The sequence below is a fragment of the Pseudomonas sp. SJZ103 genome (assembly GCF_007828335.1).
Taxonomy (GTDB): Bacteria; Pseudomonadota; Gammaproteobacteria; order Pseudomonadales; family Pseudomonadaceae; genus Aquipseudomonas.
Genome location: NZ_VIUN01000004.1, coordinates 395011 through 414717, shown reverse-complemented (window position 1 = coordinate 414717; position 19707 = coordinate 395011). Strand labels below are relative to the sequence as shown.

Annotated in this window: 19 protein-coding genes; 8 read left to right on the top strand and 11 right to left on the bottom strand. The window is 61.7% G+C overall.

Features of this window, described 5'->3' with window-relative positions; genetic code table 11:
• Positions 1–68 precede the first annotated feature (68 nt).
• Positions 69–4277 carry a dermonecrotic toxin domain-containing protein gene (locus FBY10_RS12940; RefSeq protein ID WP_256663450.1) on the top strand — a complete coding sequence of 1403 codons (4209 nt, stop codon included), beginning with the start codon at positions 69–71 and terminating at the stop codon, positions 4275–4277.
• Positions 4252–5286 (top strand): hypothetical protein, encoded by a 1035-nt coding sequence (locus tag FBY10_RS31745; RefSeq protein WP_256663449.1) that lies wholly within the window; start codon positions 4252–4254, stop codon positions 5284–5286. The genes FBY10_RS12940 and FBY10_RS31745 overlap by 26 nt, the downstream gene beginning before the upstream one ends.
• Here FBY10_RS31745 and FBY10_RS12935 read toward each other — a convergent pair.
• The 3 genes from FBY10_RS12935 to FBY10_RS12925 form a co-directional block, all read right to left on the bottom strand.
• Positions 5267–5908, bottom strand: coding sequence for a LysE family translocator (locus FBY10_RS12935; RefSeq protein ID WP_131700364.1), 642 nt, complete (start codon positions 5906–5908; stop codon positions 5267–5269). The genes FBY10_RS31745 and FBY10_RS12935 overlap by 20 nt on opposite strands.
• Before the next feature lie 14 nt (positions 5909–5922).
• Positions 5923–7269, bottom strand: coding sequence for an NCS2 family permease (locus tag FBY10_RS12930; protein WP_145336497.1), 1347 nt, complete (start codon positions 7267–7269; stop codon positions 5923–5925).
• A 190-nt stretch (positions 7270–7459) separates the two neighbouring features.
• Positions 7460–7894: a MarR family winged helix-turn-helix transcriptional regulator gene (locus FBY10_RS12925; protein ID WP_145336495.1), complete on the bottom strand. Its 435-nt coding sequence runs from the start codon at positions 7892–7894 to the stop codon at positions 7460–7462.
• An 81-nt stretch (positions 7895–7975) separates the two neighbouring features.
• Between FBY10_RS12925 and FBY10_RS12920 the strand changes: the two genes are divergently transcribed.
• Together FBY10_RS12920 and FBY10_RS12915 are read left to right on the top strand one after the other, a co-directional pair.
• Positions 7976–9142, top strand: a complete 1167-nt coding sequence (locus FBY10_RS12920; RefSeq protein ID WP_145336493.1) for a PLP-dependent aminotransferase family protein — start codon at positions 7976–7978, stop codon at positions 9140–9142.
• A gap of 10 nt (positions 9143–9152) precedes the next feature.
• A complete protein-coding gene (locus FBY10_RS12915; RefSeq protein WP_131700368.1) occupies positions 9153–9755 on the top strand; it encodes a glutathione S-transferase family protein in 603 nt (200 codons plus the stop codon).
• Positions 9756–9815: 60 nt separating this feature from the next.
• Here the strand turns inward: FBY10_RS12915 and FBY10_RS12910 are convergent, their stop codons facing one another.
• Entirely contained in the window at positions 9816–10712 is an 897-nt protein-coding gene (locus tag FBY10_RS12910; protein ID WP_145336492.1) for a LysR family transcriptional regulator, read from the bottom strand.
• A gap of 130 nt (positions 10713–10842) precedes the next feature.
• Here FBY10_RS12910 and FBY10_RS12905 point away from each other — a divergent pair, with 130 nt between their 5' ends.
• Genes FBY10_RS12905 through FBY10_RS12895 form a run of 3 tightly spaced genes read left to right on the top strand, consistent with a single transcriptional unit; the run spans position 10843 to position 13785 of the window.
• Positions 10843–12135 carry a CitMHS family transporter gene (locus FBY10_RS12905; protein ID WP_145336490.1) on the top strand — a complete coding sequence of 431 codons (1293 nt, stop codon included), beginning with the start codon at positions 10843–10845 and terminating at the stop codon, positions 12133–12135.
• A 1-nt stretch (position 12136) separates the two neighbouring features.
• Positions 12137–13462, top strand: coding sequence for an acyclic terpene utilization AtuA family protein (locus tag FBY10_RS12900; protein WP_145336488.1), 1326 nt, complete (start codon positions 12137–12139; stop codon positions 13460–13462).
• A complete protein-coding gene (locus tag FBY10_RS12895; RefSeq protein WP_131700372.1) occupies positions 13459–13785 on the top strand; it encodes a hypothetical protein in 327 nt (108 codons plus the stop codon). Before FBY10_RS12900 ends, FBY10_RS12895 begins: the two co-directional genes overlap by 4 nt.
• Before the next feature lie 48 nt (positions 13786–13833).
• Here FBY10_RS12895 and FBY10_RS12890 read toward each other — a convergent pair whose 3' ends face one another.
• The 5 genes from FBY10_RS12890 to FBY10_RS12870 all read right to left on the bottom strand — a co-directional run bounded on the left by FBY10_RS12890 (position 13834) and on the right by FBY10_RS12870 (position 16616).
• Positions 13834–14205, bottom strand: a complete 372-nt coding sequence (locus FBY10_RS12890; protein WP_065926614.1) for a glutathione S-transferase N-terminal domain-containing protein — start codon at positions 14203–14205, stop codon at positions 13834–13836.
• Between the two features lie 101 nt (positions 14206–14306).
• Positions 14307–14852: a GTP cyclohydrolase I FolE gene (folE, locus tag FBY10_RS12885; protein WP_003442011.1), complete on the bottom strand. Its 546-nt coding sequence runs from the start codon at positions 14850–14852 to the stop codon at positions 14307–14309.
• 78 nt (positions 14853–14930) lie between these two features.
• A complete protein-coding gene (locus tag FBY10_RS12880; RefSeq protein ID WP_105162625.1) occupies positions 14931–15488 on the bottom strand; it encodes a Smr/MutS family protein in 558 nt (185 codons plus the stop codon).
• A 75-nt stretch (positions 15489–15563) separates the two neighbouring features.
• Positions 15564–15884: a hypothetical protein gene (locus FBY10_RS12875; RefSeq protein ID WP_145336487.1), complete on the bottom strand. Its 321-nt coding sequence runs from the start codon at positions 15882–15884 to the stop codon at positions 15564–15566.
• Positions 15885–16025: 141 nt separating this feature from the next.
• The gene (locus FBY10_RS12870; protein WP_065926616.1) at positions 16026–16616 is read right to left on the bottom strand and encodes a cysteine hydrolase family protein; all 591 of its coding nucleotides are present in this window, start codon (positions 16614–16616) and stop codon (positions 16026–16028) included.
• Between the two features lie 239 nt (positions 16617–16855).
• Here FBY10_RS12870 and prmB point away from each other — a divergent pair, with 239 nt between their 5' ends.
• Entirely contained in the window at positions 16856–17764 is a 909-nt protein-coding gene (prmB, locus tag FBY10_RS12865) for a 50S ribosomal protein L3 N(5)-glutamine methyltransferase (protein WP_145336485.1), read from the top strand.
• 66 nt (positions 17765–17830) lie between these two features.
• On the opposite strand, the gene FBY10_RS12860 is transcribed toward prmB, so the two are convergent.
• Together FBY10_RS12860 and FBY10_RS12855 are read right to left on the bottom strand one after the other, a co-directional pair.
• A complete protein-coding gene (locus FBY10_RS12860; RefSeq protein WP_065940505.1) occupies positions 17831–18640 on the bottom strand; it encodes a hypothetical protein in 810 nt (269 codons plus the stop codon).
• Between the two features lie 99 nt (positions 18641–18739).
• On the bottom strand, positions 18740–19702 hold the full coding sequence (locus FBY10_RS12855; protein WP_131700375.1) for an alpha/beta hydrolase: 963 nt from the start codon (positions 19700–19702) through the stop codon (positions 18740–18742).
• Positions 19703–19707: the final 5 nt, after the last annotated feature.

Here is a 19707-nt window from a genome sequence, read left to right as displayed (position 1 = left end):
AATTATCTAGCGCCTCCTGAGGGAATGGGCTGCATAGGCTAGGTGTTTTCCACGATGAAGATACCGCCGTGACCTCACCTGACGATTCCGATGTACCTGACAACGATGTGTTGCAGGCCATGCGTACCGAACTGACACGGCGGATCAACGCCAGTCCTCATCCCAGCCTCTTGATCAATCGGCTCGTCGGCGTCGACCTGCGTTGTGCCGAATCGGCGAAATGCCAGGCGCGACTGATCCTTAGAGCCCCCAGGGTGCTGCGAGTAATCCGCGCCGAGTTGCGCCAGGCCTTTGATCTGGACCCCGATACCCTGCTGTTTACCGAACCCAAGCCGCCGGCCGCGGCACAAAAAATCGACAGTTTGACCGACCGGGCGTTACGGCTGCTGGTCTTGCCGTCGGTGCCGATCAACCTCAATCAGTTTACGGTCGTCAGCCTCAAGGCCGACCCGTCCCGCCGTTTGCCATTTACCCCCCTGGAGGCGTTGCGGCGGGTCATTGCGCTGAATCTGCTGGCTCGGCTTACCCACGTGCAGGGCGCGTATTGGCAGGCATTGGAGCCGGGCTCCTGGCTGACCCGCAAAGAGCGCTGGGTTGAACTGCACAAGCAGCTGTTCGCCGACCAGGCCTTTGTGGCGCGGCACTTGAACGAGCTCTCGAGCGCCGGGGCGCTAATGGTCCAGGCGGTGGTGGACGCGTCGACGGTCGAGGCCCGTCAGCGCGCGGGCGGGCCGTTGGCCAGCGTCCAGGCGTGTGAGCTGATGTGGCCCGGCATGGGGCCACGGCTGATGCCGATTCCCGGAGCGCTGCATATCTATCGTGAGGGCGACCCGACGGAGGCACCCCATGTGATGTATCTCCCGGGCGCAAATCGCACGTTCTACGAGTACCCATCCTTTGCTCGCATGCAGTGTGGCCTGGTGGCGCTGATCAATGGCGCGCTGTTCGACGACCTCTGGCAGTGCCTGCCACTGCGACGTCGGCACGAGGTGTGCGGGCCCGCCGCTGTCCTCGCGGCTGCTCGCGGCTTGGCGTTGCGCGGCGATGCGTTGACGTTCAGCGCGCAGGCGGTGCTGGAGGGGCAATGGGAAAATGAGTTGGCCTGTGCGGTGTCGGTCAACCTCGCGCAGGTGTTTTCCAGCGGGCACCTGCCACCGACGATCAACGCAGCCCCTTTCCTCACCTACATAGAACGCGGCAGGCAACACTGGGTGGGCAAGGCTCGCCTGGGAAATATTCGCCGTGAGTTGCAGGGCTGGGATGCGCATCGGCGACGTGAGGAAATCATTTTCGCCAGTACCGCACCCACGCTGGCGGTGAACACCGTGCTGCAACAGCTCAAGCGTTATGAACAAGGCCTGATGTCGCTGCTCGACCCGCAGGATCCCTTGGAAGACACGCAGGCCTTTCGAGACTTCGTGGCGCTTGAGGCGCAGTGCAAGGGGCCGGCGGACTCACTGCGCGCGCTGCTGAAGAATGCGCAGTTGCAACTGTTCCAGGCGGCCTTCTGGAAAGCGCGTCCCGACGGAAAACAGAGACGCCTGGGCACGGTTATCCGCGCGTGGACTGACACGCTGCGTTGCGCGATCCAGTTACAGCACCGACTCGGGTTGATTGGCATCGACGCTCTGAATCTGCTCGTCGAGGTGCTGGACAAGCCGCTGGCCAGCAGGCGCCAGGGCAGTGACTGCCGCGTGCTTGGCGTGCGGCTGGGCAATGGGACTGACGCCACGTACCCGCTGCACAGCGTGTTTGCGGTCACCCGGGCAGCGGCGGTCCGTGATTACGGGCAGCGGGCTCCTGTGGTGCTCTGCGCTTTCGGACGGGAGGGCGGCGTGGCCACCTTTAGCCGCTTGGCGGCGTTATCCCGCAGCATCAAGGCCAGTCTCGGCAGTCGGGATGAGTCGATGTTATGGCGCTATGTCGATCGGCCGGATCGCAACGCGGTGCGTGAGTATGTCGGCCGTCAAACCTTGGTGGTGGGGTACGAACCCATCGAGGGCAATCCCGTACTGCTTGCGCTCAAAAGGCTGGTCAAGGGGTATGTCAGCCTGCAACGCAGTATTGATGACCGCGCGAGTATTTTCAGCGAAACCCAGGATGCCCAACTGAGCCGCCTGTTGTTGGCGGTCGAGTTGGAGGAGGGCCTCAGCGCACCCGTCAACGCTGCGCTGATTCAAGCACGGGCGCATTTCGACCTGGTACGTAAAGCCGCAGGTGCCAGAAAAAAGTTGCCGCTGTGGCTGGCCAAGGCGGCAGTGGCCCAACGTAACCGCTTCAAACATTTGCAGAGCCGCTACCTGGGCAATACGTGGGCTTTTGAAGAGGGCCTTAGGCGGCGTTTGCCTGATCTGCAAACCTTTGCCCGCAGTGCCTTGGTCGCCCGCCTGCGCGAGGATGGCCTGTATCCGAAACTGGACATCGACACCCCCTTTATCGAGCTGCCGGACCAGGTCGATGGACGGTTCTGCGGATGGGATAGCGCCTGTCCGGTGGGGGACCGCAACGAGATCCTGACCCCCAGCACGCAGCGCAGATCCTTCAGCCTGCTGCAATTGGTGCTGCATAACCTGGACCCACAAATGATGCCCACCTGGTGGCGTTTCCGCTACGGGCGCTATCTGCAGGCGGCCTGGAAACAGCTGCTGGGCACACATTATCTGGTCAACATGGTGTCGTCGCTGGATGTAGGAGGCCGCTACGAGGCGTTGATCAACAAGGTCTTTTATCCGCCGCCTGCTGGTGAGTCCAGTGACGGTGACGCGCGTGTCCCGCAATTACTCCAGCGCGCTTTGCTGACCGGCACCGATGTTCATCTGTATTCGGCGATTCAACAGGGGCTGACAGCGAGTGCGCAGAGCCTTTTCAATACCGCGATGGCAGCGGAAACTCCCGAACACCTGCGTAAAAACGGCCATCAATTGCAACTCTACGTGGTTCATCTGGTGGGCCACACCCTGCAGCACGATCGCTACATCGGCGGAATCCTGGTGATTCACGACCTGTCTTCCCTGCTCTGCGTGGTCTACTGGCCGACTGCGCCGGATACCGTCAACCTCACGGAGCATGTCAGCCTGCAGCACGCCAGAGAGTACCTGAACAGCATGGGCGCGCGGCCTGATAATGTCGCGGCACTGGCCCGTCATGTCGCGCCCGGCTGGGCGTTTGAAGCCATTACTCATCATCCCGGCCCACTGGGCGGGGCGCCGGTATCGTTCGGCCTGGCCTTTCTAAACCCTGAATATGCGATGTCGCACGGGGTCTGGCGCGGCGCCGAGTTCGTGCGCTCATTCACCATTAAACACCGGTTGCCCACTGCGCTTGTCGAGGAGATCGAAAAACAGATCCATGAGCAGATTGCCAGCGATTCCCTGAACTGGCTGGCCCTGGTGCCTACCTCACACTGCGATGCCAGGGCCTTGTTGTATCACGCACGGGTACTGGACCTGCACCATCAGGCCCAGGCCAACAGCAATTCCGGCAAGACCCTGGAAAAGTACCGAGAGCTGCGGCTGGAAGAGGAAAAGGATACCCGCCGGCGCGCATTGGTATCTGTTTTTTCCCCCCTGTTCGGGTTGGTTAACCAGTTGTATGAGTTGCTACTGACCTCGCGGCGTTATCACCACAGTGGTGAGGGGCGCGACGCGGTAGATGTGGTTTTCGGCACGCTGTTCTTGAGCATAGAGCTTTTGCTGACCTTCGTTCCCGGCCCCAAACCGAAGCCGGGCGCTGTGGTTCGTCCATGGCGGCGTTCGCTCGATGTCGGCTTGAATCGTATCCACCGCTCGGCGGCCATCCAGCCCGGCCGGGTTTCCCGCCTGCCCAAGTCGCCATCGATGGTCACCCGGCTCAAGCCCGTGGAGGGCTTCAGGGGCCAGGGTGTGCCAGCGGACGCCGTCGCGTTGAGCGGGCTGGGCGAGCAGGGCATTTACGTTGCGCGCGGCGAGCATTTCATTGTCGAAGGTACGCATCACTTCCCGGTATACCGCCGTGGCGATGAGGGGTTCTTTCGCCTGAAGAACAAGACGACACCGGGGGCGGATGAGCTGATTCTGACGATTTATTCCCCCGGTGAATGGCTGCTTGGGGCAGATGCACCCGTGGCTGGACCGAGTTCGGGGGGTACTGAGCCCGTTGCGAGCGCTCGCCCAGCCGGCGGACTGGCACCCCCCCATTGCGCGCAATGCGACGGAAAATCGCATTCGCCAGTCATCCGCGCCCGCCAATTATTGGTCCGACTGGCGAATCCAGGTGCCCGAGAATCAATCGTTGGGTAGCTCGGCTTACGGTGTGTTTCATCTTCATCAGGAAGCTCCAGGGTTTCCCTACGATGCCATCTACGTGGGGCCGAGGTATGACACGCCAACGCACTCGGGGATCGGCTATTACCGGTTGCTGCACCAAGGCGAGCATGCGCCGTTGGACAACATCGCGTTTATCGCCAGGAACGAACAGCTGGTTTCAAAGGCTCACGTAGACATCGAGCGTTGGACAGGTACAGCGCTTGGAGAGCAGCCGATTCCGGTCTCGCGCACTTCATCGGGTCAATGGCAGTTGCATGCGCCGCTCTTCGATGGGCCGCTCGAGCCATTGATCGGCAGGGCTTTTCCGACCATGACCAGCAAGAGCCGGGAGTTTGCGCTCGCAAGGGTCATTGAGTTGGCAGACGCTTCTCGCTCGGTAACGGCCAGTCATTTGCTTAACCTGCGTGCAACGCTGGACGACTGGTTGACCCCAAACCCCGTGAGGCTTGGTCAGACGGATGATTTACTGAAGTTGTTGCGGCCCACTGAAAGGAGGGGCGCCAATTTACTTATCGGTTACGAAGGCAAGGCGCCCGGCTTTACCCGTGTCGATTTCAGGCCGGATGTAACGTTGGAGCCGAGGCTCAGAACCGAGAGCAAGCAACTCGCGCCGCAGCGCAGTACCGCGCAGCAGGCGGCAGTCAAGGCCGTGCTGGAAGGGCAGGGCTTCAGTCTTCACGAATGGCAGGTGCGGCGCGGAACGATACGCCCTAATGAATTGATAGCGACTCATCCCCGTTCGAACCATCTGTACTACATGACTTACCAATGGCTTGAGCGAGGGGCCATTCAGTTGAAAACGAAACTCTCGGATAAGTGGCTCAACACGGCAATCCAATCCCATAAGGATTCCGTGCTGGCCGCGACGGTCCAGGGGGCTCTGGATGAACAACGCCTGGTCCGGATCGTCACCGGCGTTCAATGGCCCAGCCTGGGGAACGTGCCGCCCACGGTTTACTTTGTCAAAGTGAACCCGCTCTGACTTTGATCAGCGAGACAACGCCGGCACAGCCGAACAGGGCGGCACTGACACGGTTGAACCAGCTCTGGCCCGAACCGCTGCGCAGGTACCGCGCAGCCCCATGGGCGCCCAGGCCATAGGCCAGCTTGCACAGCAGGTCGAGCAGGGTCCAGGTGGCGATCATGATCAGCAATTGCGGCAGGAAGGGTTGCTGGCTACTGAGGAATTGCGGCAGGAAGGCGGCGAAAAACAGGATGTCCTTGGGATTGCTGGCCCCCAGTACAAAGGCGCGACCGAACAGCGCGCGAAAACGCGGCACCGGGGCCGCTTCCGGAACCTTCGCGCCCTGGGACGGCAGGCGCGATTGCTGCCAGCTCTGCCAGGCGAGGTAGAACAGGTACAGCGCACCGACAATCTTCAACGCGCTGAAGAGTTGTTCCGAAGCGAGCAGCAATGCGCCCAGGCCCAGGGCCGACGCGCTCAGCAGGCAGATCGAGGCGATCACTCCGCCGAGAAACGCCGGGTAGGAGCGGCGCAGGCCGTAGTTCAGGCTGTTGCTGATCATCAGCAACGACAGCGGCCCCGGGATCAGGATCACCACCAGCGCAGCGCCGCTGAACAGCAGCCAGGTTTCCAGACTCATTGCATGCTCCTTTTCTATAGAAAGACGAACTTGGCGATAAAGATCGCGCACAACACCCACAGGCTTACGGAAATCTCGCGGTACTTGCCGGTACCGGCCTTGAGCGCCACATAGGTGATAAAGCCCAGAGCGATACCGTCAGCGACCGAGAAGGTCAGGGGCATCATTATCGCGGTCACGATGGCCGGGATGCTGTCGGTGGCCTCATCCCAATTGATGTGGGCCATGCTCGCCATCATCAGCATCGCCACGTAGATCAGCGCGCCTGCGGTGGCATAGGCCGGAATCATCCCCGCCAGCGGCGCGAAAAACATCGCCGCTACAAACAACACGCCGACCGTTACCGCCGTCAACCCGGTACGGCCCCCGGCGGCAACTCCGGCAGCGCTTTCCACGTAGCTGGTCACCGGCGGCACACCCACCATGGCGCCGAACACACTCGAAGCGCTGTCGGCCTTCAGGGCGCGGGACAGGTTATCGATCTTGCCGTCGGCGTTGACCAACCCGGCGCGTTGCGCAACGCCCATCAGTGTACCCGCAGTATCAAACATGTGCACAAACAGGAAGGCAAATACAACGCTGATCATGCTGACATTGAATACACCTTTTATGTCCATGGCCATCCAGGTCGGCGCCAGGCTCGGAGGCGTGGAGAGAATGCCGTTGTAGTGCACCAGGTCGAGACCCCAGCCGGCCAGGGTCACGGCGATGATGCTGATGAGGATCGCGCCGAACACCCGGTGGTAGCTGAGGATCGCGATCAGCAGGAAACACACCGCCGCCAGCAGCGGCGCCGGCTCGTGCAGCGAACCGAGCTTGATCAGCGTGGCCGGGCTGTCGACGATAATGCCAGCGGTTTTCAGTCCGATCACCCCGAGGAACAACCCGACACCGGCGCCCATGGCGTGGCGCAGGCTCACCGGAATGCTGTTGAGCAGCCATTCGCGCACCCGGGAGAGCGTCAGGCCCATGAACAGCACCCCGGAAATAAACACCGCACCCAGCGCGGTTTCCCAGTGGTAGCCCATGGTGCCGACCACGGTGTAGGTGAAAAACGCATTCAGCCCCATGCCCGGCGCCAGGCCCACCGGCCAGTTGGCGTACAGGCCCATCAACAGGCACCCCAGCGCGGCGGCGATGCAGGTGGCGACGAACGCAGCGCCGTGATCGATGCCGGCGTCGGCCATGATATTGGGGTTGACGAAGATGATGTAGGCCATGGTGATGAAGGTGGTGAGGCCGGCGATCAGCTCGGTCTTCACTGTGGTGCCATGCAAGCGCAGTTTGAACAGGCGTTCCAGCCAGCCGTTCTGTGAGGGGGCAAGGTCCAGCGTCGGGGCTTCGGATTTGCGGCTATCCACAGCGAGTACTCCTCAAGCATTTTATTGTTATGTCCAGCGCGGTGCGCTGTGAGGTACCGGCGGGTTTTGTTGACTGATAGGTCAGGAACTCGCACGAAGCGAATTATGCTTTTGTATACAAAGAAAGCAAATAATGTTTTATATTTTCTGTGTGAAAAGGATGAAAGGCAACGCTCACTCGCCACCGGGATCAAGGCTGGCCTGCAAGTGCCTGATTCACCGCCAGCCAGCCCGTCACCGCTTCTTCCCCAGCTTCGGCGAAGGCGCGCCGCAACAACTTCACCTGTTCACGGCGCAGCGACTGCTCGAAACGCAGGCCTTCCTCGGTCAATTCCAGCAGGCGTTTGCGCTTGTCGGTCTCCGACGCAACGCTGTCCACCAGGTGCATTTCCTGCAATTGGCGTAGCGGCATGTTCAGCGCCTGCTTGCTCACACCGAGCAATTCCAGCAGTTCCTTGACGCTCAACGCCGGGTAGCGCGCGATAAAAAACACGATGCGCTGGTGCACCCGGCTCAGCCCACGGCGCTCGAGCATTTCATCGGCCTTGGCAGTGAACGCCTGGTAACCGAAGAAGAACGCTTCCATGGCTTGTTGCTGGCTGTTTTGGTTTTTAAGGTCAAGCATGTTGACGTATCCACTCAAGCTGTCGTAATTTCGGTCAACCAGTTTGACGTATTTCCCACAGGCTTCGCTAGCGGTGACCTTATGGCCTTCTCTGAACGTGTTACGCGCCTCAAAAGCTCCTTGATCCGTGAAATCCTCGCGGCCGCCCAGCGCCCGGAAGTGATGTCGTTTGCCGGTGGCCTGCCGGCCGAAGCCATGCTGCCGGCGCTGGACTGGGATGATATGCCGCTGAATATCGGCCAATACGGCATGAGCGAAGGTGAGCCGCAGTTGCGTGAACTGCTCGCCGCCGAGGCGCGTGCGTTGGGTGTGCCGTGCCAGGCCAGCCAGGTGCTGGTGGTCAGCGGTTCCCAGCAAACCCTGGACCTGGCGGCCAAGCTGTATATCGACAAAGGCACCCAGATCCTGCTGGAAGGCCCGACTTACCTCGCTGCGTTGCAGATCTTCCAGCTGTTCGGCGCCGACTGTCTCACCGTGCAACTGGAAGCCGATGGCCCCAACCTGACCAGCCTGCGCGCCAACCTCGAGCGCCATCGCCCGGCGTTCATCTACCTGATCCCGACCTTCCAGAACCCTTCGGCCGTGCGCTACAGCGAAGCCAAGCGCGAGGCCGTCGCCGCCTTGCTCGACGAGTTCGGCGTGACCCTGATCGAAGACGAACCCTATCGCGAGCTGACCTTCGACGGCGGCAGTGCGCAGCCCATCGTCGGCCGCTTGAAAAAAGCCAGCTGGATCTACACCGGCACGGTCTCCAAGACCCTGCTGCCCGGCCTGCGCGTGGGCTACCTGATCGCCAGCCCCGACCTGTTCCCGCACTTGCTCAAGCTCAAGCAGTCGGCGGACCTGCACACCAATCGCGTCGGCCAGTGGCAGGCCATGCAGTGGATCGGCACGCAGAAATACCAGCAGCACTTGGTGGAACTGCGCAGTTTCTACCGCGAGCGCCGCGATGCATTCCAGGTTGCATTGGCGCGTCACTTCGCCGATCTGGCCGACTGGCAAGTGCCCCAGGGCGGATTATTCTTCTGGCTGACCTTGAAACAGCCGCTCGATACCCGCACCTTGTTGGCTCCTGCGCTCGATCAGGACGTCGCGTTCATGCCCGGTGAACCGTTCTTTTCCGAGCCGGACCAGCATTTAGGCTCACTGCGACTCAACTTCAGCCACATCGACCCGGCCCGCCTGGACGAAGGGCTCAAACGCCTGGCCGCAGTGGTCCGTCAAGCACAGCACGCGCAAGCGGCATAAGGGGAGCCCCATGTACAAGGTTTATGGCGATTACAAGTCGGGCAACTGCTACAAGGTCAAATTGATGCTCAACCTGCTGGGCATCCCGTATCAATGGGTGGATATCGACATCCTCAACGGCGATACCGAGACCCCTGAATTCCTGGCCAAGAACCCCAACGGTAAGATCCCGGTGCTGGAACTGGAAGACGGCACCTGCCTGTGGGAGTCCAACGCGATCCTCAACTTCCTTGCCGATGGCAGCGAGTTCCTGCCTACCGAGCCGCGCCTGCGCACCCAAGTGCTGCAATGGCAGTTCTTCGAGCAGTACAGCCACGAGCCGTACATTGCAGTGGCGCGGTTTATCCAGTTTTACCTGAACATGCCGGAAGATCGCCTGGAGGAATACAAGACCACCCACAAGGGCGGTTACAAGGCCTTGCGGGTGATGGAGCGTCAGTTGCAGGCCACGCCTTACCTGGTGGGCGACCAGTATTCGATTGCCGATATTGCGCTGTATGCCTACACCCATGTGGCCCATGAAGGGGGTTTTGACCTGGCGCCTTACCCCGCGGTGCAGGCGTGGTTGAAGCGCGTGGCCAGCCATCCCAAGCATGTGGCGATGCTCGACTGATCACCGCGGTCAAAAAATGTGGGAGGGCGGTGCGACGATTCGACTTGCCCCCTCCCACATTCAGCTCGATGTCGTGTCAGATAATTCATAATTCAGCAGGTCAAAACAGCGCTGCGCCGCCGGGCTCAGGCCCATGCCGCTGCGACTGATCAACCCGATCTCCCGGTTCACCCCAGGATGGTCAATGTCGATGCGCTTCAACCCCGCCAGGCTGTCCGCCGCCGACTCCGGCAGCACACTGATCCCCAGGCCCTGGCGCACCAACGCCAGCACCGTCGACATGTAGTTGGCCTCCATCCCGGCATTCATCGTCAGCCGCGTTTCGTCAAACAACGCGTCCACCTGCTCGCGCACGCTGCTGTCGCGGCCGGTGAGGATGATCGGTTGGTCCGCCAGTTGCTCCAGGGTCAATTGGCGATGATGGGCGAGGGGGTGGTCCAGGGGCACAAATGCACACAGCCGATCATTCAGGACCGGCACGAACTCCAGGCCATGGCTTAGCCGCGCCCGTACGCCAATACCAAAATCCACTTCGCCTGCGCGCACCTGGGCATGAATACGGTGGGCCACCAGGTCCTGCAAACGCACTTCGATCCCGGCAAAACGCTCGCGAAACCGGCGCAGGGCCGGGGGCAGGGCGCCGGCGCAGACCGAAGGCAGGGCCGCGAGGGTGACCACGCCACGGCGCAAGGCCGCGAGGTCGCGGGAGCCGGTGACGATGTTGTCCAGGTCCAGCAGCAGCTTTTCCATCGGCCCGCGCGCGTCCTGGCCGGCAGCGGTGATGCTCACATGCCGGGGGCTGCGGTCGAGCAGGGCGACGCCGAGCCAGTCTTCGAGTTGTTGCACCTGCACGGTGAGTGCCGAAGGCGAAAGATGCAGCTCATGGGCGGCCTTGGTAAAGCTGCCGGTACGGGCCACCGCAAGGAACGCTTGAATATGCTGGATCGAATTTTTCATTGTTGTTTTTCTCGAGCGTTTTGTTTTTACGAATATGACTGGCTGAACATTCCAATTTACAAAGACTAACGCGCTTCCAATACTCCAGGGAAAACAATAACCGGCCACCAAGGCCGCTCTGGAGTAACCCATGCTCGCTACCCTGGGTGTCATTACCATCCTGTGCCTGCTCGCTGCCGTCATGAGCAAACGCCTCTCGCCACTGGTGGCCCTGATCGCCTTGCCGATCATCGCCGCGCTGCTCGGTGGGTTCGGCCTGCAAACCAGTGCCTTCATCATTAGCGGCATCAAGAACGTCGCCCCTGTGGTGGGCATGTTCGTGTTCGCGATCCTGTTTTTCGGGATCATGACCGATGCCGGGATGCTCGATCCCATCATTGATCGCATCCTGCGCACGGTAGGGACGCGTCCTACACGGATTGTCGTCGGTACCGCGACCCTCGCCCTGCTGGTGCACCTGGACGGTTCCGGCGCGGTGACCTTTCTGGTGACGGTGCCGGCGATGCTGCCGTTGTATACGCGGCTGGGCATCGACAAACGCATCCTCGCCTGTGTCTGCGCGATGGCGGCCGGGGTCAACTTCCTACCGTGGACCGGCCCGGTGCTGCGCTCTTCGGCGGCCTTGCATGTACCGGTGGCGGACCTGTTCCAGCCGCTGATCCCGGTGCAGATCGTCGGCCTGATCTTCGTCTTTGCCTGCGCGTGGTGGCTCGGCCGGCGTGAAGAAAAACGCCTGGGCCTGGGCGCCGGCTCCAGCGTGGATGCCATGCCGCAACGGGTGCTCAGCGACGACGACATCAAGCTGCGCCGCCCACGCCTGTTCTGGGTCAACCTGATTCTGACTGTGTTGGTCATGGTGGTGATGATCGCCGGCTGGGTCGACCCGGTGGTGATGTTCATGCTCGGCACCGTGGTAGCACTGTGCATCAACTATCCGAACGTGGACGCCCAGCGCGCCCGCATCGATGCCCATGCGAAAACCGCCCTGACCATGGCCAGTATCCTGCTCGCCGCCGGGGTGTTCACCGGCATCATGCAAGGCACGGGCATGCTCAAGGCCATCGCTGAAGTGGCGGTAGCGCAGATTCCGGCCGGCCACGGCAAGCTGATCCCGGCGGTGGTGGGCTTCCTGTCCATGCCGCTGAGCATGCTGTTCGACCCCGACTCCTACTATTTCGGCGTGATGCCGGTGATCGCCGAAGTCGGCAAGGCGCTGGGCGTCGACCCGCTGCAAGTGGCCCAGGCCTCGTTGTTGGGTGTACACACCACCGGTTTCCCGGTCAGCCCGCTGACCCCGGCGACCTTCCTGTTGGTGGGCCTGTGCAAGATCGAATTGGCCGATCACCAGCGCTTCACCATCCCTTTTCTGTTTGCCGCGTCGGTGTTGATGACCCTGACCGCGTTGCTCCTGGGAGTGATTTGAGATGAAAACCTTGCGCATCGGTTCCGGCGCCGGCTATTCCGGCGACCGTATCGAACCTGCCGTGGAATTGGCCGAGCGCGGCGACCTGGATTACCTGGTATTCGAGTGCCTGGCCGAACGCACCATCGCCCTGGCGCAGCAGGCGCGAATCAGCGACCCACAGGGTGGTTATGACCCGCTGCTCAGTGAGCGTATGCAGCGTGTGCTGCCTTACGTCGGCCGCCATGAAGGGCGCCGCCGCCTGCGGGTGATCACCAATATGGGCGCGGCCAACCCGGTGTCGGCCGCCGTTGAAGTGCGCCGTATCGCCACGGAGCTGGGCCTGCACCTCAAGGTTTTGGCCGTGGTGGGCGATGATGTGTTGGAGGTCTTGCGGCCCGAGCAATTGCTGGATAACGGCCAGACCGTCGGGGCACTCGGCAAGCGCCTGATTTCCGCGAATGCCTACCTGGGCGTTGACGGCATTCTTGAGGCCTTGCGCGCCGACGCCGATGTGGTGATCACCGGGCGTGTGGCCGACCCGTCGCTGTTCCTCGCCCCGCAGATGTTTGAGTTCGGCTGGGCGGCGGACGACTGGCAGCGCCTGGGGCGCGGCACGTTGGTCGGGCATTTGCTGGAGTGTGCCGGGCAGGTCAGCGGTGGTTATTTTGCCGATCCCGGTTTCAAGGACGTGGACGATCTTGCGCGCCTGGGTTTCCCGTTGGCCGAGATCAATGCTGCCGGTGAGGCCGTGATTACCAAGGTTGCAGGCTCCGGTGGGCGGGTCAGCCGTGCCACTTGCACAGAACAACTGATCTACGAAGTGCATGACCCTGCGGCGTATTTGACGCCTGACGTGACGGCCGATTTTTCCCAGGTGGGGTTTGACGAGGAGGGCATTGATCGGGTGCGTGCTCAAGGTGCCGATGGTCGCGCACGGCCGGAGCAGTTGAAGGTCAGCGTCGGTTACCTGGATGGCTGGATTGGCGAAGGGCAGATGTCCTACGGCGGCCCCGGCGCGGTCGCACGGGCGCAGCTGGCGCGGGATGTCGTACTCAAGCGTTTGGAACTGATGGGCGTGAAGATGCAGGACGTACGCGCCGAACTGATCGGCATGGACTCGCTGCACGGTCCACGCAGCAGCGTAGAGCCGTGGGAAGTACGCCTGCGCGTGGCTGCCCGCTGTGAAGACCGCAGCGAAGCGGTGCGGGTCGGCAATGAAGTGGAAACCCTTTACACCAACGGCCCGTCCGGTGGCGGTGGTGCGAGTAAAAGCGTACGGCAGGTGGTGGCGGTGGCGTCGTTGCTGCTGCCCCGTGACGCGGTCAACCCGAGGATCGAAGCATGAAACTGCACACGCTGGCCCATTCCCGTACCGGCGATAAGGGCGACACCTCGAACATCTCGATCATTGCCTATCGCGTCGAGGATTATCCGTTGCTGCGTGAGCAGCTCACGGCCGAGCGCGTGGCCGAGTTTTTTGCGGGCTTGCTGGAGCCTGGCGCTGCGCCGGTACGGCGTTATGAACTGCCCAACGTGCAAGCGCTGAACTTCGTACTGCCGGGGATATTGCGCGGCGGCGTAACCCGTTCGCTGGCGCTGGATGCCCATGGCAAGTGCCTCGGCTCGGCGCTGCTTGAGTTGGACCTGGATTTGCCAACACCGAACTGAATGTGGGAGGGAGCAAGCTCCCTCCCACATTGGATCTCAGCAGGTCTGTCAGACCGCAGCGAAACGCTTGTCCAGGTAATCGATGATCACTTTGGAGTCATACATCCAGGTGGTCTGGCCATTCTCTTCGATGCGCAGGCACGGCACCTTGATCTTGCCGCCTTGCTCCAGCAGGGTCTGGCGGTCCTGCTCGTTGTTCTTCGCGTCCTTCAATGCCACCGGCACATTCAGGCGGTGCAGGGTGCGGCGGGTCTTCACGCAGAACGGGCAGGCGTGGAATTGATACAGGGTCAGGTCCTTGGCCGCTGCGTTCACCTGCGCCTGTTGTTCGGCAGGGCGCTGCTTTTTGCGCGGACGGGTAAGTAAGTCGCCGGCGATGATGACGTGGCCGAGGCCCACTCGAAGTGCTTTGACGAACATGGCTGAAACCTCTTGCCCATGAAGAAGGGGCCGCAGCTTACCTTAATTCTGCAGGCGAAAAAAAACCGGCGATGAACGCCGGTGTTTTTCTACGCAGCCTATTACTTGATCAGGCTGAGGAATTCGCTGCGGGTGGCCGCGTTTTCGCGGAACTCACCCAGCATCACCGACGTGATCATCGACGAATTCTGTTTCTCCACACCGCGCATCATCATGCACATGTGCTTGGCTTCGATCACCACGGCCACGCCCAGGGCGCCGGTCACTTGCATCACCGCGTCGGCGATCTGGCGGCTGAGGTTTTCCTGGATCTGCAGGCGGCGCGCATACATGTCGACAATCCGCGCGACCTTCGACAGGCCCAGCACTTTGCCGCTCGGGATATACGCCACATGCGCCTTGCCGATAAACGGCAGCAGGTGGTGTTCGCACAACGAGTACAACTCGATGTCCTTGACCAGCACCATTTCGCTGTTGTCGGAGCTGAACAAGGCACCGTTGGTGACTTCTTCGAGTGTCTGTTCATAGCCGCGGCAAAGGTACTGCATCGCCTTGGCGGCACGCTTAGGCGTGTCGAGCAGGCCCTCGCGGGAAACGTCCTCGCCGAGTTGGCCGAGGATCGCGGTGTAATTCTGTTCCAGGGACATGAAACTACCTGTGGGATTTTCGCAAAGCGCAAGGTTACGGTGGCCGACACATCGCTGCAAGCCTGACGATGGCACTTGTTACTCGTCGCGCCCTTCCATCATCGTGCGCTTGAGCATCACATACACCGCCCCCGCCCCACCGTGGCGTGCCTGGCACGAGGTAAAGCCGAGCACCTGGGCATGCTGGCGCAGCCAGGTGTTGACGTGGCTCTTGATCATCGGCCGCTTGCCGTCCAACCGCACGGCCTTGCCATGGGTGACGCGCACGCAGCGGATTTCGAACTTGGTGGCTTCGGCGAGGAAGGCCCACAGGGTTTCCCGGGCTTTTTCCACGTTCATGCCGTGCAAGTCGAGGCTGCCTTCGAACGGGATCTGACCAACCTTGAGCTTGCGCATCTGGCTTTCCTGCACGCCGTCGCGGGCCCACATCAGTTCGTCTTCAGGGCCGACGTCAATCACGAACTGGTCCGACAGGCCATCGACGGTAGTGGCGTCGGTGCGCACGGTCGCGGCCTGGCGCAACTTGGCGATCTGCGCGCGGTCGGCCTTGGGTTTGCCGGTGTCGGCGCGGTCGTGCTTGATCGGCTTGACGCCGCGCAGCTCGTTTTTGAACAGGGAAAAATCGTCGTCTTGCATGTCAGCCTCCGCGAAGGGCGGGCAGTTTACCTAAATCGCGGCGGCCGGGGCGCAGGAAACGCTATCCAAGCGCCATCAGTCGTGCTTTTTCATCAGGTGCGAGGCGATATTCAGTGACAACGGCTGGCGCATCTTCCGACGGCTGCGTCGCCATAACCAGACGCCCAGCCACAGCACCAGCAACCCGATCACCGCCAGGAGCGCAGAGCCACCGGGGCTGGCATTCAGTTCGCCAAGCGCCGGCGAGCGACCAAACAGACCGGCGCCACCAGCGCCGGTCAACAGCAAACCTACTACCGCCAGCAGCGCGGCAATGCCGGCCACCAGGCGCAGACGCCAGTTGCTCGGGCCCTTGGGGCGCAAGCGACGAGCGTCAAAACCATCGGATATCTTCATTCCGACCTTTCCTCCAGGGTATCGGCCCTTCGACCGGAAGTTACACAGGTTGTTCCTGTGCCAGAGGTAATTGCAGCAAATGACAGGCATTTGCAGATGAGCGGGGCCATCAACAGGCCGCACCGCTCATCAGAAGCACGATCAGATCAGATCTTTAGTCAGGGCGAGGGTGGCGAAGTTGTCAGCCATGATGGCCATCTCGGTCTGCTGCACATGCTCGGCGCTCAGGATGCCGCCCTTGTAGGGCAGGTCGCGGGTGGCGCAGGCGTCTTCCACCAGGGTGCAGCGAAAGCCCAGGTTCTTGGCAGCGCGTACGGTGGTGCTGACGCTGGAATGGCTCATGAAGCCGCAGACGATCAGGTCCAGGGAGCCGAGGTCCTGCAGGTGTTTTTCCAGGCCGGTGCCGTGGAAGGCGCTGGGCAGCAGCTTGCCGATGATGGTTTCGTCACCTTGAGGTTCAAGGCCGGGGATGAACTCACCACGCTCGCCCTGCGGGTCAAACAGGCCGCCCACGGTACCGAGGTGGCGCACATGCACGATCGGGCGTCCGGCGTTGCGCGCAGCGGCGACCAGTTGCTTGATATTGCCGACCGCCGCGTCCATGCCGGAGAGGGCGAGCGGGCCACTGAGGTATTCCTTTTGGGCGTCGATGATCACGAGGGTCGCATGGCCAAGGTTGGCAGCTGCGTAACCACGACCGCTGAGTTGAAACATCGTCTTTGGAACGGACATTCTGGGGCTCCTGTGAGGGGGGCTTTTGCGTCATTGTCCACTGGCTGAGCGGTTCTGTGAATCGCTACTATCGTAAGGTACGCCGTTGCTGGCGTGCAGCCATGTCAAGTGGCGGTGATGTTTAACCGAATGATGGCGATTTGGATGAAATCCGACGTACGGCGACAGGTTTTCGTACATCGTCGGCACAGGCGAAGGCTGTTAGAATCGCCAGTCGTTTTTTCCAGGAGTCTGCCCCCGTGATCACATCCCGCCTGCGCACCTTGCGCGACCACATCCGTTGGGCTGTCAGCCGTTTCCATGGGGAAGACCTGTTTTTTGGCCACGGCACCGACAATGCCTGGGACGAAGCCCGGCAGTTGGTGCTCGGCGCTTTGCACCTGCCATGGGAAATTGCCGACAGCTACCTGGATTGCAACCTGGAAGAAGAGGAAATCTCCCACGTACAACGCTTGCTGCATCGCCGTATCCACGAGCGCGTGCCTACCGCGTATCTGTTGAAAGAGGCGTGGTTCTGCGGCATGTCGTTTATCGTTGACGAGCGCGTGCTGATCCCGCGTTCACCCATCGGCGAGTTGATCGAAAACCGCTTCGAGCCTTGGCTGGCCCAACCGCCGGCGCGCATCCTCGACCTGTGCACCGGCTCCGGTTGCATCGGCATTGCCTGCGCTTACGAGTTCCAGGACGCCGAAGTGGTACTCGGTGACTTGTCCTTCGAAGCCCTGGAAGTAGCCAACCAGAATATCGAGCGCCATGGTGTCGACGAGCGCGTGTACACCGTGCAGGGCGATGGCTTCGACGGCCTGCCGGGCCAGCGCTTTGACCTGATTGTGTCCAACCCACCGTATGTGGATGCCGAAGACTTTGCCGACATGCCGGACGAATACCAGCACGAACCGGAGCTGGGCCTGGCCTGTGGCGACGATGGCTTGAACCTGGTGCGGCGCATGCTGGCCGAGGCGGCGGACCACCTGAACGAGAAGGGTTTGCTGATTGTCGAGGTGGGTAACAGCCAGGTGCATGTTGACGCGCTGTACCCGGAAGTGGACTTCGCCTGGCTGGACTTCCAGCGGGGTGGGCATGGGGTGTTCATGCTCACGGCCGAACAGTGCCGGGAACATCAGGCAATCTTCGCCGCTCGGGTTTAACCAACCTTATCTGTAGAAAATGTGGGAGGGGGAAAGCCCCCCACATTTTGATTGCTTTCCAGCCGGCTAGCGGTGCGTGGCAATCCAGATCAACAGCCCCGCCTGAAACACGGTGAACGCCACCAGGCAGGTGATGGTAAACCGCAACCCGCTGTCCTCACGCTTGAACTTGGTGACCTTTTCTTCTTCCTTGCGCAGCTTCACTTCCTGCTCCAACAGGTTGTGCTCGGCCTGTTGCAGCATCTGCGCGGCTTCAAGGATCTCCACGAACTGCACCTTCTCGGTGTTCCAACTGTCGAGCACGTCGCTGACCTTGCCCGGCTGCACGTTGCCTTTGAGGTGCTGCACATCGGCGTAGGCCACATCGAAACCCTGGACGCGCAGGAAGTGATCGCGGCGCAGGCGTGTGGCTTCGTTGAGTGCATCCTTGTTGGCCAGGTCCACGCCATCGACGCGGTAGTGCGACCATTTCTTCTTCGCCCACGCGGCGCCCTGGGCCACCAGGAAGCGACCGATGCCGCGGTTGGCCGGTTCGATTTCCAGGCTGTTGCCCGGGCCGAAGTGCACGCGGTGTTTATCGTGATCCACCCAGATATCCAGATGGTTCTGCTCACGGCGCACCCGTTGCCCCGGCAATTGGATGACCATGCGCAACAGGCTGTGGTGTTTGTCATGGCGCTCGGCATAGCCGAACTGTACGAACCGTAGCGGCCGCAGGCCGGTGGCGCGGTCGGTGGCCAGTGGGGCCAGGCGCAGCATCTTGAAATGCTCGGCCTGAACATCCGCCCACGGCAGGGGAGCCGCCGTGTCGATGGCCTCGGTTTTTTCAGCCGGGGTGTCGGCGGTCGGTTCCGGTGTTGCTTCAGTGGTTGTCATGCGGTGCGATCCTGTCCAAGCCCTGCAAGTCGACCGTCTTTTTGCCGTCGACCCTGGGCTTATCGGCCGATTTCTGCAGGACTGGAGGCAAATTGTCGCTTAACGGGGTTGAAGTCCGTCGATAAAGCGCACCACACGGTTGCCCAGCTCGGCGGCGAGGGGTAATTGTGGGTCATTGTAGGAGGCCAATTGTTGCTTTACGTCGTTGGGCACGATGCGCATCACGTGGTTCATGCCTTCGATCACCGTCAGTTCGGCATCGGGCTTCGCCCTTTTGAGTTGCTGGGCGTCGCCGACACCTACCTGAATATCGTTGGTGCCCTGGATGATCAACGCCGGCATGCGCAGTTTCGCAAAGGCCGCCGAAGGGTCGGCGCGAAACAGGCTGATCAGATACGGCTGCACGCTGGGTCGGAAAATGCCCTCCAACGGGCCAGGCACATCGGCATCCACCTGACCGGCCTTGAGGTGATCAAGGATTTCATTGCTGCGCAGCAGCAGGGCAGGGGGCAGGTGATCGGCCAGTTGCTGGCGGATGACCTGATCCACCGGGCGGGCGCTGCCGGACAGGGATATCACCCCGGCCGGGTCGAGTTGCGGTGCAGCCAGTGCGGCCACCAGCGCGCCTTCGCTGTGGCCCAGCACAATCAGCGGGCCCATGCGTTTGTCGGCTTTGAGCAATTTACCCCAGGCCACCGCGTCGGCCACATAGGCGTCGAGGGTCAGGTTGCGTTCGTCGGGCGTGGCGGCCAGGCTGGCGGCCACACCGCGCTTGTCGTAGCGCACGCTGGCGATGTTGTGCCGGGCCAGCACCCAGGCCAGGCGCTTGAGGCTGTCGTTGCGTGCGCCGTCGGCGCTGTTGCCGTTGCGGTCGGTGGGGCCGGAGCCGGCGATGATCAACACCACCGGCACCGGCTTGTCGGACTGGGGCAGCAGCAGCGAGCCAAACAGTTCGCCGCTGCCGGTGTCCAGGCTGATCGGGCGTTGCAGTACGACAGGGGAGGCGGCGTGGGCCACGGCGGTAAACAGGGTCAGGGTAAACAGAAGAACTCGCAGCATCATCGCGC